Source organism: Gottfriedia sp. S16(2024) (genome assembly GCF_050473765.1).
Taxonomy (GTDB): Bacteria; Bacillota; Bacilli; order Bacillales; family Bacillaceae_G; genus Gottfriedia.
This window is the reverse complement of the sequence record NZ_JBFLUO010000001.1, coordinates 2511587-2529235: the sequence shown is the minus strand read 5'-3', so window position 1 is coordinate 2529235 and position 17649 is coordinate 2511587. Positions and strand designations below refer to the sequence as shown.

General features: G+C 33.2%; 15 protein-coding genes. 11 read left to right on the top strand and 4 right to left on the bottom strand.

Features of this window, described 5'->3' with window-relative positions:
* Positions 1-66: 66 nt before the first annotated feature.
* The 3 genes from AB1282_RS11835 (at position 67) to AB1282_RS11825 (ending at position 3650) form a co-directional block, all read left to right on the top strand.
* Complete coding sequence (locus AB1282_RS11835) at positions 67-1839, top strand: glycoside hydrolase family 13 protein (RefSeq protein ID WP_056473596.1); 1773 nt, start codon at positions 67-69, stop codon at positions 1837-1839.
* 209 nt (positions 1840-2048) lie between these two features.
* Complete coding sequence (locus AB1282_RS11830) at positions 2049-3275, top strand: ammonium transporter (RefSeq protein ID WP_156339718.1); 1227 nt, start codon at positions 2049-2051, stop codon at positions 3273-3275.
* Between the two features lie 12 nt (positions 3276-3287).
* Positions 3288-3650: a P-II family nitrogen regulator gene (locus AB1282_RS11825; protein ID WP_056473594.1), complete on the top strand. Its 363-nt coding sequence runs from the start codon at positions 3288-3290 to the stop codon at positions 3648-3650.
* A 446-nt stretch (positions 3651-4096) separates the two neighbouring features.
* Here AB1282_RS11825 and asnB read toward each other — a convergent pair whose 3' ends face one another.
* The gene (gene asnB / locus AB1282_RS11820; protein WP_056473593.1) at positions 4097-5944 is read right to left on the bottom strand and encodes an asparagine synthase (glutamine-hydrolyzing); all 1848 of its coding nucleotides are present in this window, start codon (positions 5942-5944) and stop codon (positions 4097-4099) included.
* Between the two features lie 438 nt (positions 5945-6382).
* Between asnB and AB1282_RS11815 the strand changes: the two genes are divergently transcribed.
* A complete protein-coding gene (locus AB1282_RS11815; protein ID WP_056473591.1) occupies positions 6383-6946 on the top strand; it encodes a DUF2777 family protein in 564 nt (187 codons plus the stop codon).
* Between the two features lie 41 nt (positions 6947-6987).
* Here AB1282_RS11815 and AB1282_RS11810 read toward each other — a convergent pair whose 3' ends face one another.
* Positions 6988-7362, bottom strand: a complete 375-nt coding sequence (locus AB1282_RS11810) for a DUF1516 family protein (protein ID WP_056473589.1) — start codon at positions 7360-7362, stop codon at positions 6988-6990.
* Positions 7363-7826: 464 nt separating this feature from the next.
* Here AB1282_RS11810 and AB1282_RS11805 point away from each other — a divergent pair, with 464 nt between their 5' ends.
* From AB1282_RS11805 to AB1282_RS11775, 7 genes are all read left to right on the top strand, one after another.
* Positions 7827-7982, top strand: coding sequence for an aspartyl-phosphate phosphatase Spo0E family protein (locus AB1282_RS11805; RefSeq protein WP_088012099.1), 156 nt, complete (start codon positions 7827-7829; stop codon positions 7980-7982).
* A 205-nt stretch (positions 7983-8187) separates the two neighbouring features.
* Positions 8188-8409 carry a spore germination protein gene (locus AB1282_RS11800; protein ID WP_056473587.1) on the top strand — a complete coding sequence of 74 codons (222 nt, stop codon included), beginning with the start codon at positions 8188-8190 and terminating at the stop codon, positions 8407-8409.
* 13 nt (positions 8410-8422) lie between these two features.
* Positions 8423-8620: a spore germination protein GerPB gene (locus tag AB1282_RS11795; RefSeq protein WP_056473584.1), complete on the top strand. Its 198-nt coding sequence runs from the start codon at positions 8423-8425 to the stop codon at positions 8618-8620.
* Positions 8621-8657: 37 nt separating this feature from the next.
* On the top strand, positions 8658-9269 hold the full coding sequence (gerPC, locus tag AB1282_RS11790; RefSeq protein WP_056473582.1) for a spore germination protein GerPC: 612 nt from the start codon (positions 8658-8660) through the stop codon (positions 9267-9269).
* Positions 9266-9442 carry a hypothetical protein gene (locus AB1282_RS11785; RefSeq protein ID WP_056473579.1) on the top strand — a complete coding sequence of 59 codons (177 nt, stop codon included), beginning with the start codon at positions 9266-9268 and terminating at the stop codon, positions 9440-9442. The genes gerPC and AB1282_RS11785 overlap by 4 nt, the downstream gene beginning before the upstream one ends.
* On the top strand, positions 9442-10092 hold the full coding sequence (locus AB1282_RS11780; protein WP_429899154.1) for a spore germination protein GerPE: 651 nt from the start codon (positions 9442-9444) through the stop codon (positions 10090-10092). The genes AB1282_RS11785 and AB1282_RS11780 overlap by 1 nt, the downstream gene beginning before the upstream one ends.
* A 16-nt stretch (positions 10093-10108) precedes the next feature.
* Positions 10109-10324, top strand: a complete 216-nt coding sequence (locus tag AB1282_RS11775; RefSeq protein WP_056473576.1) for a spore germination protein — start codon at positions 10109-10111, stop codon at positions 10322-10324.
* Between the two features lie 36 nt (positions 10325-10360).
* Here the strand turns inward: AB1282_RS11775 and addA are convergent, their stop codons facing one another.
* Both addA and addB read right to left on the bottom strand, forming a co-directional pair.
* Complete coding sequence (addA, locus tag AB1282_RS11770; RefSeq protein WP_429899153.1) at positions 10361-14098, bottom strand: helicase-exonuclease AddAB subunit AddA; 3738 nt, start codon at positions 14096-14098, stop codon at positions 10361-10363.
* Positions 14091-17597: a helicase-exonuclease AddAB subunit AddB gene (addB, locus tag AB1282_RS11765; RefSeq protein WP_429899152.1), complete on the bottom strand. Its 3507-nt coding sequence runs from the start codon at positions 17595-17597 to the stop codon at positions 14091-14093. Before addB ends, addA begins: the two co-directional genes overlap by 8 nt.
* Positions 17598-17649 lie beyond the last annotated feature (52 nt).

Below are 17649 nucleotides of genomic sequence, written 5' to 3'. Positions count from 1 at the left end.
AGATAGCAAGTTAATTCCTTATAGACATTAATAATAACATTTTACTAAAAAATAAAGGGTGGGATCATGCAAATTGAATCAATATATCATCAGCCATATGATCAATATGCTTTTTCAATAGATGATAAAACCTATCGTATAAGAATTCGAACAAAAAAAGGTGATTGCACAGAAATTATTTTTTATTTCGGAGATCCATTCAAATTTAATGATTCAGGTTGGCAAATTGAATCATCACTCTCCATGTATCTTGCATTTTCCACAGAACTATTTGACTACTGGGAAGTAAATGTGATCCCTCCGAATAAACGAATGAAATATCAATTCCTTTTAAAAAATGAGCAAGATTCTCTATCTTACGGTGAGGGCGGATTTTCAAACAATTTTAATCTCAATGATCAGTCGAATTGTTTTACATTGCCATTTCTTCATAATAACAATTTAATTTCGCCCCCAAGTTGGATTAATAGTACGACTTGGTATCAAATTTTCCCCGACCGTTTTGCTAGTGGAAATAACAAGAATAACCCTAAAAATTCTACTCCGTGGGGATCTACTCTCCCAACGAGTTCAAGCTATTTTGGTGGTGATTTAGAAGGTGTTATTCAAAAAATAGATTATCTTAAAAATTTAGGAATATCCGGAATTTATTTAACTCCTATTTTTGAAGCAAATTCTAATCATAAATATAATACAATTAATTATTTTAGAATAGATCCTACTTTTGGAGATGAAAAAGTCTTAAAAATATTAATCGAAAAATGTCATGAAAATAATATTCGAGTAATGCTTGATGCAGTATTTAACCACACTAGTGCATCCTTTCCCCCATTTCAGGATGCCTTGCAAAACGGAAGGGAATCCGCCTTTTTTGAGTGGTTTCACTTTTTTGAAGATGAACAAAATAACTTGGCATATGAAACTTTTTCATTTGTAAAGGAAATGCCAAAATTGAATACAGAAAATAAAGAAGTACAGAATTTTTTAATCGAAATAGGTTCTTATTGGATAAAAGAATTTAATATTGATGGCTGGCGTTTAGATGTAGCAAACGAAATCGATCATTATTTTTGGAAACTATTTAATAAAAAAATGAAGGAACTAAAAAAGGATTTATTTATTGTAGGTGAGATTTGGCACCATGCAATGCCATGGCTAAGAGGTGACGAATTTGATTCTGTTATGAATTATCCTCTAATGAAATCACTTTTTGCTTATTTCGGTTATCAAACGATTTCAAAGATACAATTTCAATATTCGATTAACGATTTAATCGCTCAGTACCCATTACCTGTAATCAAAGCACTCTTCAATGTATTAGGTTCACATGATACACCAAGAATACTGACACAATGTAATCAAAATGAAAAAAGAGTGATCCTATTATATGTTTTTTTATTTACTTTCTTTGGAACTCCATGTATCTACTACGGAGATGAAATTGGTCTACAAGGTGGAAATGACCCTGAATGTCGAAGCTGTATGCTTTGGGACAAAACACAATTTAATTTAAGTATCTTTGATTCAATCAAAAAATTGATTTCTATAAGAAATAAATACTCAGTTTTAGAAAATGACGGTGAGTTTAATTGGGTACAAACTGACCAACCTGACATTGTTATGTATGAAAGGAAGAATAATCATTTTCATTTTTTAATCATAATTAATAACTCAAGCGAAAAACAGTCAGTTCAAGCACCAATAAATTTAGGTAAGAAAAGAATTACAAATGTATGGAATGGCGAACAGTTTGCAACTGAATCTGATTCAATTGGTGTTGATCTACTAGAAACCGACTTTTTAATTTTGCAAATTGAAGATACAGACTCATTTATGTGAGTCTGTATTTTTATTCACTCATTTACGTTATGTTAGATTTTCTAACAAATCAGATATATGTTAGCGTTTTCATAATTATTTTATATATTTTTTTCGATTTTCCGTGAAATTATTATTGAATTTTGCATATATTTTGAATATGATAACTTATATAACATTTGATGTTATAAAAACTAACATTAAGGAAATGGGGAATGAAGATGAACGGTATTCAAGCTGCGGATAGTGTATTTCTTTTTATTTCAACTGTTTTAGTCATGATCATGACACCTGGTTTAGCACTTTTTTACGGCGGCATGGTTAAAAGTAAAAACGTTTTAAGTACTACAATGCATAGCTATTCTGCTATGGCAATTGTATCAATCCAGTGGGTGTTAATTGGTTACTCTTTAGCATTCGGTCCAGATTTTCATCATTTGATTGGTAACTTTTCTTGGGCAGCTTTAAAGGATGTTGGTTTTACTCCAAATGAAAACTACAGCGCAACAGTCCCTCATAATCTTTTCATGATGTTCCAGCTAATGTTTGCAATTTTAACTCCTGCTCTTATATCAGGTGCCTTCGCCGAGCGCATGAAATTTTCAGCATTTCTATTATTCACTCTTTTATGGACGACATTTGTTTACGATCCATTAGCTCACTGGGTTTGGGGCGTAGATGGCTGGCTTCGTAATCTAGGTGCATTAGACTTCGCCGGTGGAACAGTCGTCCATATTTCCTCCGGTGTTTCAGGTTTAGTTCTAGCTCTACTTCTTGGTAAAAGACGAGATTTTGGCTCTACATCACCTCATCATTTACCACTAACTGTATTAGGTGCTGGACTATTATGGTTTGGATGGTTCGGATTTAATGTTGGTAGTGCTTTAACATTAAATGAAGTAGCATTAACTGCATTCATTAATACAAATACTGCAGCTGCTGCAGCTTCAGTTGCTTGGGTACTTGTGGAATGGTATGTAAATAAAAAACCGACTATTTTAGGTGGAGTTAGTGGTGCCGTAGCTGGATTAGTTGCAATTACACCTGCTTGCGGATTCGTCACTCCTCTCTCATCAATCGTGATTGGATTTTTAGGTGGCGTCATATGCTTTTTAGCAGTAACATACTTAAAATACAAATTCGGATATGATGATGCATTAGATGCATTCGGTTGTCACGGAATCGGAGGGACATGGGGAGCTATTGCAACAGGATTATTCGCTACAAAATCAGTAAATAGTGCTGGTGCAAACGGACTTTTTTACGGTGACATATCACTTCTTTGGAAACAACTACTCGCTATCTGTGCAACCTATCTTTTTGCAGGAATTATTACCTTTTTAATTGTGAAAGTTATAGGCTTTTTCATCAGCATTCGTGTCGATCAAGAGGAAGAAAACCTCGGCCTTGACTTAAGCATACATGGAGAAAAAGCATATCACGACGCAAGTATTTAAGGAGGGATAAAAATGACAGCAAAATTAACGAAAATTGAAATCATTACTCGGCCAGATAAATTTGATATTTTAAAGGATGCCCTTTCAAAAGTAGGAATCACTGGAATGACCGTAACGAACGTTTTAGGCTGTGGAATGCAATCAGGCTATACAGAAGTGTATCGAGGGAAAAAACGAACGATCAATTTACATGAAAAAATTAAGGTTGAAATAGTCGTATGTGATGTACCTGTTCAATCTATAATCGATGAAGCAAAAAGAGTTTTAAAAACCGGAAAACCTGGGGATGGAAAAATATTTGTATATCCTATTGAAAACGCGATTAAAATTCGCACTGGGGAAGAAGGAAGAGACGCATTACAAAATGATTATTAGATTTTTAAAACCTAGTCATTCTACATGGCTAGGTTTTTTATTGATTAATTATATTACATTTTCATAGATGAGACTTAAGACTAATACAGCTATGAAACTTATCAATATATGCTTGGTGAAACTGTTCGATAGAATTTTAAAGAATGCCCCGTCTTACCAAAACGATTTTTCGGAAAAAGTGGCTGTTTTTTCTATCTAGCAGTTGAATCTGAATTATATTCTTATATTTTTTATTGAATATCATCTACTATCCCAAAGAATATGACATTTGCTTTTATTATCCCTGATTTATTTGCGATTCTACGTTTTTAATTGCGATTCTCATTCTTTTTTGCAATTCTCATTAAATTGCACTTCCCCACTTCTCATTTGCAGTTCCACACTCCGCTCAAGCTTCTTTATTTAATCAAAAACAAAAAAGAGGTGAAAAAGATCACCCCTATACTTTAAGCTTTCACATTAATATTGAATTTTTTAAACCAAACATGAATTTGGTATAAATGAGCTAGTAATTGAGGTCCAGACATTAATTGTCCGTACCACGGAACTTGAAATGCCTTTCCTTCACTTTCAACTAAACTATTTAATTGCTCTTTATCAAGAAACTCGTAAAGTGCTGAGCTTTTATCTTTTAAAGCTTCTTTTAATTTTTGAACAACTAATTTTGTATATACTGGATTATGCGTCTTTGGATATGGGCTTTTTTTGCGGTATAGGATATCATTTGGTAACAGACCTTCAAGTGACTTTCTTAAGATACCTTTTTCGCGATCACCATACATTTTAAGCTCCCAAGGGATATTCCATACATATTCGACAAGTCGGTGATCTGCAAAAGGAACACGCACTTCAAGACTCGCTCCCATACTCATCCGATCTTTTCGATCTAATAATTGCGCCATAAACCATTGGCGGTTTAAATAAAACAGTTGTCTTCTTTTAGCTTCTAATGGACTTTCTCCTTCAAGGATTGGCGTTTCTTTTACAGTCTCGTTGTATCGATCTTGAACGTACTGAGCTAAATTCAGCTTCTTACTCCATTCGTCTTTTAAAAGCTTTTGACGAAGTTCTGTTGATCTCATCCAAGGAAACGCTGGTCTATTCAAGTCGTCTTCTCGGTGAAACCAAGGATATCCACCAAAAATTTCATCAGCACATTCTCCTGATAAACCTACTACAAAGTTCTGTTTAATTTTTTGACAAAACCATAATAATGAAGAATCAACATCCGCCATTCCCGGAAGATCACGACACTCCGTAGCCTCGTCTAAATATTGAACTAGCTCTTCGTTTGTAATGACACATCTTTGATGATTCGTATTAAATGTTGAAGACATTAACTCAATCCATGGTGCATCTGAATTCGGTTGGAATACACTTGATGTGAAGTATTTATCATTTTCCTCATAATCGATTGAATATGTGGTTAATTGTCCTTTTCCTTCTTTAGCGTAATGATTTGCTGCGATGGCTGTAATCGCACTAGAATCCACTCCACCTGATAAAAACGTACATAAAGGCACATCAGAAACTAATTGTCTTACGATTGCATCTTCAACATAAAAACGTACTTTTTCAATGGTTTCATCAACTGAATCCGTGTGTATATCGCTTTTAACATCCCAATATTTCCATATTTTAAGTCCATTTCTTGAGAATGTCATTGCATGACCACCACGGAGTTCTTTAATTCCATCAAAAACACCATTTCCAGGCGTACGAGATGGACCAAGTCCGAATACTTCTGAGAGCCCTTCTTCAGTTAATTCAGCCTTTACCCCAGGGTTTGCTAAAATCGCCTTTACTTCTGAAGCAAATAATAATCTTTTATAATCTTCTTTATAAAATAGAGGTTTAACACCTAAACGATCTCTTGCAATGAACAAACTTTCCTTTTCTTCATCCCATATTGCAAAAGCAAATATTCCATTAAATTTGTCTACACAAGCTTCCTTCCACTCAATATAGCTTGTTAGTAGAACCTCAGTATCTGAATGCCCTTGAAACGTGTAGCCTCTTTTTAGAAGTTCTTTTCTAAGATCCTCTGTATTATACAACTCACCATTGTAGCAAAGCGTATACGTGAGGTTACCATTCGTTTTACGCATCGGTTGTTTTCCGCCTACTGGATCAACTACAACTAACCTTTTGTGGCCAAAACTACAATGATTCGAAGACCAAACATTCGTATCATCTGGACCTCGTTTAGACAATGTTTCAGCCATTTTTTTTGTCACTGAATTTACATTAGATAAATCATTTTGAAAATCTGCCCACCCAGTTATACCGCACATGTTTTTTTCTCCTTTCTGGGCTATTTCCCTATAAAACTAAAGTTAATTCTATATCGTATTATTGTTTTTAAAAATAGGTGCGTTAATCCGCAAAAAAAGTTGGAAACTTATCATTATTTGTCCATACGTTTTTTAAATTTTTGCATAGTTATAAAATAGTTAAGTTATGTCAATAAATGAAAAAAGTAGCAGCTTTATTAAAATCGAAATAAACGCAGCTAGTCTGATTTATAAATCCTAATACCGGTCGGAAAATAGAGTAAAATTTTTAATCCATTTAAAACAATATTCGAGTTTCAAAAAAAGGTTCGAACGAAAAAAAGATTCTATTAGATACTTAATTTTATGATTCAATAAAATGTCCGAATCACTACTTTTCACCTGAACCTACCTAAATAAACAATGAACAGCAGAACGCTTGTAACTGGAGGTTACTTAATGCAATTTAAGCACCGATCACAATTATTTCAAAAGCAACCTCGCGCTTTCACTATTGGAGCAATTGAAGAAATAAATGATGAATGGGTCTTTTTCGATGATGAAACTGATGAGGCTTTTTTACTTGAGGATCTTGTCGATGAAGATTTTGAAGTTTCTATAAATGAAGAGTGGGTACCTGCTTCTTTAAAAAATGGTAATTTTCTTATTCAGTATTCCAAAAAGAAAAAATTACAAAATGGCGATATTCTTCGTATTCAAAGAAAGCTTTTATATAGCTTCGATTCACTCTTGAAAAATTTGAGCGATGAATCATTTTATACTTTAGCTTACCTACTGAATACACATAGTTTTTCCCTATACGATTGCTTGTACTGTCATAACTTTCTTTCATTTCAACCTGAGGGTTCACCTTCAGATGGAGTAAATTTCATCGTATTTGATAATGGAGAACTTGTTTGTTCAGTATATCACCAATTTAGAATTTCATCTGAAGAACAAAACCATCGATTTGAACTTACGAAAGCAACAGGTAACCGCTACCTATTAACACAACTTTCATAAATACAAAAAACTGCCACAAGAAAATTGTGACAGTTTTTTTATTAAGCAAAGAAGTGTAAACCTTGTGGCAATCTAAATCCTAAATATAATAAAGCTAAAATAAATACTGTAAAAATTGTTGCAGGAACAACCATTTTACGGTGCTTCTTAGAAGACACAGTGAAATATTCAAACACACCTAACATAAGAATACCAAGTGTCATTTTTATGTTATAAAGCATCATCATATTAGAAGGCATATTTTCTTTATTCGAAATATGAATAAATAAATACAGTCCAGTTCCTAATATAACGAAGTATAAAAGACGTAAAATCATATGGGCAACTTTCACATTCCAACCATTTTTGTATCCATGCCCAACAATTAAAGCTAAGATAATAGCGATTACCCACGCTGTAATATGTAAGTGAATCATTTCATTTCCTCCCAATTATATATTCTCAATAATCATAACATAAGTGCTTGAATAAGGAAAAATCTAGATGAATTGGAAATGGAAAAGATTTTAAAAAATTCACAAATTGTTCAAAATATATGCTATGATTTTATACCTATTAACCGTTATAAAAAGCATGACAAAATATTCATTTTTAAAAATCATAAATTATATTAATCTAGGATTGTAATCTACTGTCGAAAATAAATTCAATATCATCTATAGCTCCTTACGATTCGACACTTCGTCTAGTTTATCCTACAAAAACCTTTCAATTTCCACTATCACAAGATTGAATGCAGCTGAATATTGTAGTATTTTGTAAGTTTTACACTTCTTTTAGCGAATGTCTTCTCATATGAAAATGATTTTGTATAATAGCATTACATACATCGTGAGACCTAGACATAATTCCCTATTCTTGAACAAAGTTGGTGACTAAATTGCTGCTTCATGTTATAGAGAAAAAACGAGCCCGAATGGTATATTATGCGGGACGATATGGTTTTACGAACAAAAAAACAGTTTTATGTAGCCAGGAATTGGACAGGCTCATGAATATGATCTCGACCTTTACCTCTTCTAAAAGGAGAGCCTAATAGCTAGCTTGCGATTAGTTTATTCTAATTGCAGCTAGTATTTTTTTTGTTATAGAATACGAGATCTCATCTCTTTTTTTATGCCCCTTCCCCTTTTCTTCCTATTTAAAACTTAATACTTATTAACAATATATAGTCTACAATCACGTTTTGGGGTAAATGGCCATATAATACATAATCATAAAAGAACAAAGGGTGTGCAGTCATGCCTGCTTATGTTGGAGTAATAAATATTGTCAGTATCGGTAGCAGCGCTGTAGTTAACGTGGGTGACGCATATAATATCATGCCTAAAAGTAATGCTCAAACTTATGCCGGTGCTGGTTCGTTTAATACAGGTGATAACGTAACAGTTTATAACAATAAAAGTATTTCGACCGTATATGATCAAGATCAAGTGGATCAACCAATGGTTGGCAACATGTAAAGGAGGGTGTCGTTTGAATATATATATACATCAAACAATTATTATTAATCAGCTAAAAACTGGTGGGATCGTAAACTCATCTGTTTTTCAAATTGGTACAACAGGAAATATAAATGCAAGAACGATAACGAATAATACTGGAGATTATTTAGAACCAGCACCACCACTTACTGAACCAGGTCAAATCGTTCAAACTTCGCAAGAGACATAATCTTATTCCTGTAGCAAAGTGAAAGCGAGGGAATTCTATGAATCAGCTAGAATTAAGACAGAATCAAATTGAGCAATTACTATATGAGCAGTCCCAAATAATTGAAGAATTAAAAGCTAAAATAGCTCAACTTGAAGTTACTGTTATTGAACTTTCTCAAAGACCTGAGACAAAAATTGATAAAATCGAATATAAATTTGATCAATTAAAAGTAGAAAATTTAAATGGTACGTTAACAATCGGGCTGAATCCGCTTCAAGCCCCAACATTCGATGATTTAACCGTGGAAAACCAACAAATTGATATTAAACCTGACAATCACATGAAAGCTTTGAAATCATATATAGAAGACCGAATCCATTTCCATTTAAAGGAAGAAGCGCTAGAAACCATTCTCCAATTAGAAACAGAGCTTAGAGTGTCAGTAGATGATTATTATCGTCAAATGATGATCGATGATATTCGAAATCAAATGGATATCAGGATTCCTTACTATATTGATTTATATAAGAATAAACCAAACTTCGCTGATAATCCTCTAAGATATTCTGAAGAAGTCGTTTTACACATGTTAAATGATATTCGAACTGCCTATAGTGCCTTTTTACAAAACTTACCGCATAATATCGGAAAGGAGAATAAAGGATGAATTTAAATGTAACAAATTGTAATTTACAAGTAGAAGAAATAAAATTTACGGCTATTTCATCATCTTCATTATTTATAATTGGAGATGCTCATAATATTTCACTATCCTCTATATTTGACACACCACCAGAATCGTTAATTGTAGGACCTTTTGTACCTTTATCTGTAAGCTAATGTTTAAAATTGATCCAAGATTTCGTTTAGCCGCCTTAGAAAGTTACAATGTAAATACAGTACTATTTTCAAGCGTTTTGCAGTTTGGGGATGCATTATCAATGAGTGCAGAGTCAAATGCTCTCGCGCTACAGGAACAAGGAAACGTATTAACTGAACCAGGCAAAGATGTTTTTGAAACTTATCCTCTTTATAAAGTAATGCCAAAACATCTTCCTTATGTTCCGAACGTTAAATTAAACCGAGTAAATCTTAACCCTACAATCCAAGTTGGTTCAGTTAATTATAATGGTATAAGCTCAGCCAGCGCTTCCATTATTGGCTCAATTTATAATGCTTTTATGTTATCGCGTGTACACCAAATACGGCATTTTATCACACCACCTACATTACACTACCAAACTCCAGGCGTTCATACACAGCCTACTTTTGCTCAGTTAATGCAACCACTCATGTCACAGCCAATGCAAGCCGTTCAATCAGATGTACTTATGCAACCAACAACACCGTCACAGATAGCCGTACCGACAGCAACAGTCGCAGCACATCCAGTTGCACCCGTACCTGCAGTACATGTCCCAGTTGTTCCGGCAGTGCCGGCGGTAGCAGGACGATTAACAGAATCAAAGAAACCACCATTATCCGATTAGGAAAGGAGAATTCTTCATGCCAACATTTCTTGGTGCAATTGTCATCACAAGCAATGAAGGAAATATAAATACAGGAGATCTTAATAATATCTCACCAAAAACTCAAACGAAATCATATTTCGGTTCAGGTTCAGGTAATACAGGATTCCTACCAGTAGCATTAAATGGTGCAAGTGCCACTAATACTTTAGATGCTGATTTAGTAGATCAAAACGAAGTTGCAACTCTTTAGTACACAAAAAAAAGCGATGCAAATGCATCGCTTTTTTTATAACTCTACAATATGACCACCATCGAAAAAGTATAGATACTTAGCTTTAACTAGTTTATCCATCCCCGCTTCAATTGCCTTTGAATAAAGATCGAGTTGAACACCATATCTTCTAATGGCTTCTTGCTTCAAGGCATCGCTTGTTGCAAACGCACCAGTTCGATCGGTTTTATAATCAATTAAGATAACCTCGTCTCCATCAATTAAAAGTAAGTCAATGATCCCTTGGATTAATACGACTTCCTCTTCATCTTCCCAATCTTTATAAATTTCATTTGTTGAAACCCCATAACTAAAAGGTACTTCGCGTAGATTTTGATTTGAGTTTGTCACTAATTGGCCAAGCTTTGACTGACAGAAATCAAATATCTCCAAGCTATTTACCGCTTCTCCTTGCTCTTGGGTAATTAATTCTTTTAACACCATACGATTTATCTGATTTATGATGTCGTCATGAGATGAGACATATTGATAATCTAAATTTTGCATAACAGCATGGGTAGCAGTCCCTTTTTCAGCTGAGTTCATTTTTTGTTCTGACATAAATTTCGGTCTTTCAAGTGGAAAATCTTTTGTTTTAGTCGCTGTAAAACTTTGACTATATGGATCCTCCTCTTGCATTTTTCTTTTTAATTCTGTAACAGATTGTTTTGGTCGATATAGAGTAGATTGTCTATGATGATATTGCCAGTTTAATTGATTCTCTAGTTTTTCATGAAGCTCTTCATGATTAATTTGAATCGGTTCCTTTAACTGAAAAGCTTGAAATACTTCGACTTTATTATTTTCTACTTCCTCAGCTTCCAATAATTGAATTGTAGAAGCATCTACAATTGAATAATTCCAGCGACATGGGTAAAACTGAATTTCATTTTTTGTGTGCCACAAATCATCTTCAAGTCTAATTGCATTACTAGAATCATGACGAATGATCGAAGGACCAATCCAATCAAGATAACTTTTAGCACCACTAATAACATTTAATGGCAAAAGCCACTCTTTATGGTTTTCAACTTCCTTCCAACTTTCAATCATTTTTTGTGCATCATTTACTTTACCTACTAAAATAAGCTTTTCTCTTGCACGAGTTAATGCAACATAAAGAATTCGTAACTCTTCCGAAATTAACTCTTCTTGTTCCTTGCGCTTGATTGTTTCCTTCAAAAGAGTTGAATTAGTCGTACGATACACAGGATGTACAAAATTCATTCCTAGACCTAATTCCTTTTGTAAAATGAATTTTGCCCTTAAATCTTGCATATTAAATTGCTTAGAAGTATTCACGACAAACACGATAGGAAACTCTAATCCCTTACTTTTATGGATTGTCATCATTTGAACGACATTTTCTTGATCACTTAAAATACGAACCTCATCTAGCTTTTCATCTCTTTCTTGCATACGATCTAAAAATCTTAAAAACTGAAATAGACTTCTATAATTTGATTCTTCTAATGCTTTAGCACGATCAAATATCGTAATTAAATTTGCTTGCCTTTGTTTACCTCCTGGTAATCCTCCGACAAAGTCATAGTATGTAGATTCCTTTAATACCTTCCAAATAAAGATTGAAAGTGTCTCTCTTTTAACGAGTCGTTTCCATTCCTTTATTTGTGCAAAGAAATTTACTAATTTAATTGAAAGTTGTTTATGTCGGTTTTCATAATTATTTAGATAATCCTGGCATGCATCGTAAAAAGATCCATTTTTATGATTTAGTCTAATCATCGTTAATTCCGGTTCCGACAGACCTACAATTGGAGAACGTAAGACAGATGCAAGCGGGATATCTTGAATCGTATTATCGATTAACTTTAATAAATTTAAAAAGACGGCAACTTCAATTGTTTGAAATAAGTCCTTTGATTTCTCAGCATATAGCGGTATACCTAACGCTTTGCATTCTTCTATATACAAATCAGCATTCGATAATGAACGACCTAAAATAGCAATATCATTATATTTTACTGGTCGCATTTCTCCAGTCTTTTCCGTTATTAAATATTCACTTTCAACTAAATCCTTTATTCTTCTCGCTACGTACCTTGCCTCAATTTGTTCAAGCTTTTCTTCAACAAGATCATCATCATCTTGTTCACTGTACTCAGGCTCATTTTCTTCTTCATCCGAATTCGTTAATAAGATTAATTCAGCAGCGCAATCTGAGTATTCAGGATAGCTCGCACCTAGCTTTAACATTGCATCTTCATCATACTCAATACCACCAATTTCTCTTCCCATGATTTGTTGAAAAATAAAATTGGTTGCATCTAATACTTCCGCTCTACTTCTAAAGTTTTTAGATAAATCGATTCTCAAGCCAGTTCTTTCATTTTTCTCTTTTTCGTATAAATTGTATTTATTTATAAATAGCTGTGGTTCTGCTAATCGAAAGCGATAAATAGATTGCTTTACGTCCCCAACCATAAAAAGATTACCAGAAGCACCAGAGCCTTTTGTGATTAATCTTAAAATCGATTCTTGTACATAGTTCGTATCTTGGTATTCATCAACTAGCACTTCACTAAACTTTTCTTGGTAAACTCTCGCAACTGACGAAGGTAATAAATCTTCCTCGTTTTTTTCCTTTAAAATTTCAAGTGCATAATGTTCTAAATCATTGAAATCTAAAATTCCATTTTCCAATTTTGCTTGTTTAAATAACACGATAAAACGATTAACAAGTTCAATTAATTTTTCAACCAAAGTCTTTAATTCACTTATTTGTTTTAATTGAAGGTCAATACTTCGACTAAAATACTTATCTCTTATATCTTCAACCTTCTTTTTAACATCTTTACGGAAATTCGCTACTAATTCCTTTTTCTGTTGATCTCCCTCTGTCTTCTTAATCGTTGGCAATCGATTAAATACTATTTTTTGTAGACCAACATTAATTTCTTCCCATGATTTTTCTGAAGCATGGAATAAACATTCTAAATTACCATACTCCTCTTTAAACACTTCAGCATACTTAATTGGGCCATCAGGACTTTCTATTATATCTAAAGCTTGTTTATAAGTGTTTATACAAGCAATCATATCATTTTGAATAAATTTCTTAAGCTCTTGAATAAAAGGAATCTCATCAACTGGTTTACCTACTACATTATATTGATGAATGAACGCATTTAAAAACTCACTTGGATTTGGGTTAGAAATTGCGTGACGATATAGCTTTAATATTAATTTTGGTAAATCATTATCATCTCGATCACTAGTATATCGATCAACTAAATCAAAGAAGACTAAATTAGATTCATCACTGTATTCTGACTCCATCAACTCTTCTAACACTTCATCCATCAGTAATTGAATCTCAATTTCTTCTGCAGTACGGAAGTTCGGATCTAATTCTACCATATAGTAATTTGATCGAATGACTTCAGTACAAAAAGAGTGAATAGTTGAGATTGAAGCTTTATTTAATAAAGAAGCTTGTTTCCTTAAATGATCAGATTCAGGATTATTTACAAGTTGTTTCTCTAATGCAATACCAATCCTTTCTTTCATTTCCTGGGCACTTGCTTTTGTAAAAGTAACTACTAGTAATTCATCAACATTTATTGGATTTTCATCGCGAATGATTTTTTGAATAATTCGTTCAACAAGAACAGCCGTCTTTCCAGAACCAGCGGCAGCGGCTACAAGAATATCTGACCCTTCGAAATCGATCGCTTTTTGCTGGTCGACTGTCCATGTTGTTTTACTTGCGTTATTTTCTTCTTTACTCATCTTTATTCACCACCTCTATCATTTTTTGTAGTGCTTCGCTATCTTCTAAAGGAGGTAGAACACGATATTCATTTCCTTTTACATTCGCATCAAATTGACATACTGATTGGTACGAGCAATATGTACATGGTATTTTATCCTTTTGCTGATATGGATTTGCTTCTACAAAACCGTTGTATATTTGCTGACCAGCTTCAGTAAATTTTTGCTTTATATAATTCGTCATCATTGGGTATTGTTCAGGCTTTACCGTTTTTGAATATTTCGCCATATACTCTCCGGTTTTTTTAAGCCTAATCGGCACAATTTTTGAAGAGCTTCCATCTTGAATTAATGCTTCATCCATTAACGTATTACTTTCACGATCTTCTAATAGTAATCCATTCATTTTAAACTTTTTAAAGATCTCATCCTGAATTTCATCGAATTCGATATTATTTTTAACTTTAACAATCGGATTTTGAACATGGAAATACAGAATGCCAGCCGGGTCCGCGTGTTTTCCAAGTAAAGTTGTTGAATTTGCTACAGCTATATCTAAATAAGTTAGTAACTGTAAAGCAAGTCCATAGTAAACATCTGATAATTTTAATTCCTTTTTTGTTGATTTATAATCCAAAATTCGAAGGTAATCGCCTTTTTCACTTGTAGCTTTATCAATTCGGTCAATTCGGCCATTTAATACCATTCTTCTTTTTCCATCAATCGGAAGTTCATAAGAATTCAACTGTTTACCCATACCAAATGGTACTTCTAAAGCAACAGGGACAAATTTACCTGAATGCTCTTGTTGACTTAAAATTGAGGATACTTTAGCAATAACATCCTTCATTTTTTTCTTTAAAAACATATATCGATTCGTACTTAACAAAATCTCACGTTGAAACTTTGGAGAGATTTCGTCTACTACTTTTGCTGCTAATTCATCACATTCTGAATTCGTTAAACTACTCCAGCTTTTCCCGGCCTGTAAAAGATTCTCTCCAATAATTGTTAAAGCACTATGGAATAATTGACCCATATCAAATGATTCAAACTTATAAATTTCACGTTCTTGTAGCTTTAGTCCATAACGTGCAAAATGGGCATATGCGCATTGATGGAAAAGCTCAATTCGTGATACCGATCCACTCAATTCTTCCCCATATAATTCTGTACTTAAATCTTCTCCAAGATCTTTCGCAACATTGTTATACATTACGCTACTTATCACTTTATACAGTTTATCTTTTGAATCAGTATTTTCTCGTAAAACATTATAAAGCGTCCACCATAAATCCATATTCGTTTCAGTTTCCTTAGTCGACCAAACTTGAAGCTGAGACACTAAATTCGTTAATGCTGTACCATAATTTGTAATAGATGTTAGTTGTTCTTCTACAGAACTAAATGTTAAATCTCCACTTTCAAATCTTTGCTGTATATTTGGAAAAATCGATTTTATTCTTTGAATGAGACTTGATGGGGCAAGACTTTTCCCATCATCACTTGCTAACGGATAACTAATGATTAACTCATGACTTGCTCGATTAATTCCAGTATAGATATTAAAATTTTCTACAAATAATTGGTGCTTGCTTGTTGGTGCTACTTCCACTCCAAATGATTGTAAAAACTCTCGAGCAGTGTCGCCTAATAGCCCATCTTCATTGGCCTTCCTTGGAATAACCCCTTCATTTACACCAATGATATAAGCACACTTTACATTTTGTAATCTTGAATGATCAAAATCAGCTATGTTTACTTGATCTAATGATGCAGGAACATTCGCAAATTCAAGTGATTGAAAACCAGTTTGAAGAATTTCAAAAAATGTTTTACGTGACAGCTTTTCTTCTCCAATTAATTCAACGCATTCATCTAAAAGTTGGATAAACCCTTTCCAAACTTGCTCGTGATCTTTGCTTTCAATTAAATTAGATCGATTTTCAGCATCATCCTTTAAACGTTGGAGCTTCCTTGAAATATCCAGTGATTCAACAAATTCATACAATGCTACACACATTTCTCTCGCATTTTTTGCTTGCTTTAGATTGCTTTGAAATGTAAGAATTGGCTTTACTAATAAATCTCTTACTGAATTGATTAATGCCTCAAATTCTAGCTCTTCGTTTGTTATCCCTCTATCAATACCTTCAGTTGAGCGATACTTTCGGTACTTCCATGGTTCTTCAATCGTCCACCTTTTTCCTTGCTTACCATACGCTATGCAATAATTCTCAAATAACTCAAGCTGTTCACGATTCTGATCACGATTACTTTCAAATGGATAAACTAATTCTGTTTTATATGCATTGAAAACTGATTCATATCTCCAATTTTTTTGAATGATATCGAAAGTAGCTTGTAAAAACGTAAATAATGGATGCGTTAGCATTGAACGCTTTTCTTCTATGAAAATTGGTATTTCATACGCATGAAAAATAGTTGATATCAAATGTGAATATGAATCTCCATTTCTTAAGAAAATTGCTATATCACGATATCGGTATCCTTGTTCACGTACCTTATGAATAATATCTTTCGCAATCCCATTTACTTCAGCCCGACGATTAGATGCCGACATAATCTTAATTCCATCTGATTCAAACGAAGGCTTAACTGGCCTGTTATCAAAATTTGTTTCGAAATACTTCAAATCATTCGATTGATTTCTAAAGTTATGATGACAAATAACCGGTTCCTCTATTGTTTGCTTTGTATTTAAAGCTATCTCTTTAATTTGTTGATATAGAAGCGCTGGTTTATAAAATAAATTCAATTCATGTGGTAAAAAATCATCATATGGTCGGTCAATTGTTAGAGAGAAATTTACCTCACTACAATATCTCATTAGCTCCTCAACTACATTTCGCTCTTGAGGTGCTAAGTCATAATATCCATCAATATAAATAATACTGTCTTTTATATAGTCACTTTTAGGTAATTCTTGAATCAACAAATTTAAATAGTCTTCCGAATCAAGGTATTTATCTTTCATATATGTATTAAAAGCATCAAACACTATTTGAATATCATTTATCTTTTGTTGAATAAAGATATGATCCTTTGATGAATTTTGCTCCATTTGTAAAATAACAGAAGATAATTCATCTGAAGAAACTTGAAAACCTTTAAACTCAGCAATAAGACCTGTTAGTTCCTTATAAAATCCTTGTCGATCAGCAACGTGATGAAATACTTTCAATTCTTCTTTCTTTTCTTCAATAATCTTTCGAAGAATCATAGAAATTCCAATTTCACCAATATGAATCCGACTTATTCCACCTGTTTCTTGTAAAACCTTCCAAGCTAATCGAGTAAAACTAAAAACTTGGGAATTAATAATCGCCTTCTTTTCCTGCCTTCTAACTAATTCATATTCCATCTGAAAGGTCATTTGATCAGGTACAATAAAGATGATATTTTTTGTTTCATTTTTTAATCTATTTGTAATTTCATTTAAAATATGATGCGTTTTTCCACTTCCTGCACGTCCTAATATAAATTGAAACGACATTAACTAGCTCCCTCCTTAAAGTATTAGAATAATAAATGTGTAATTAATAAGA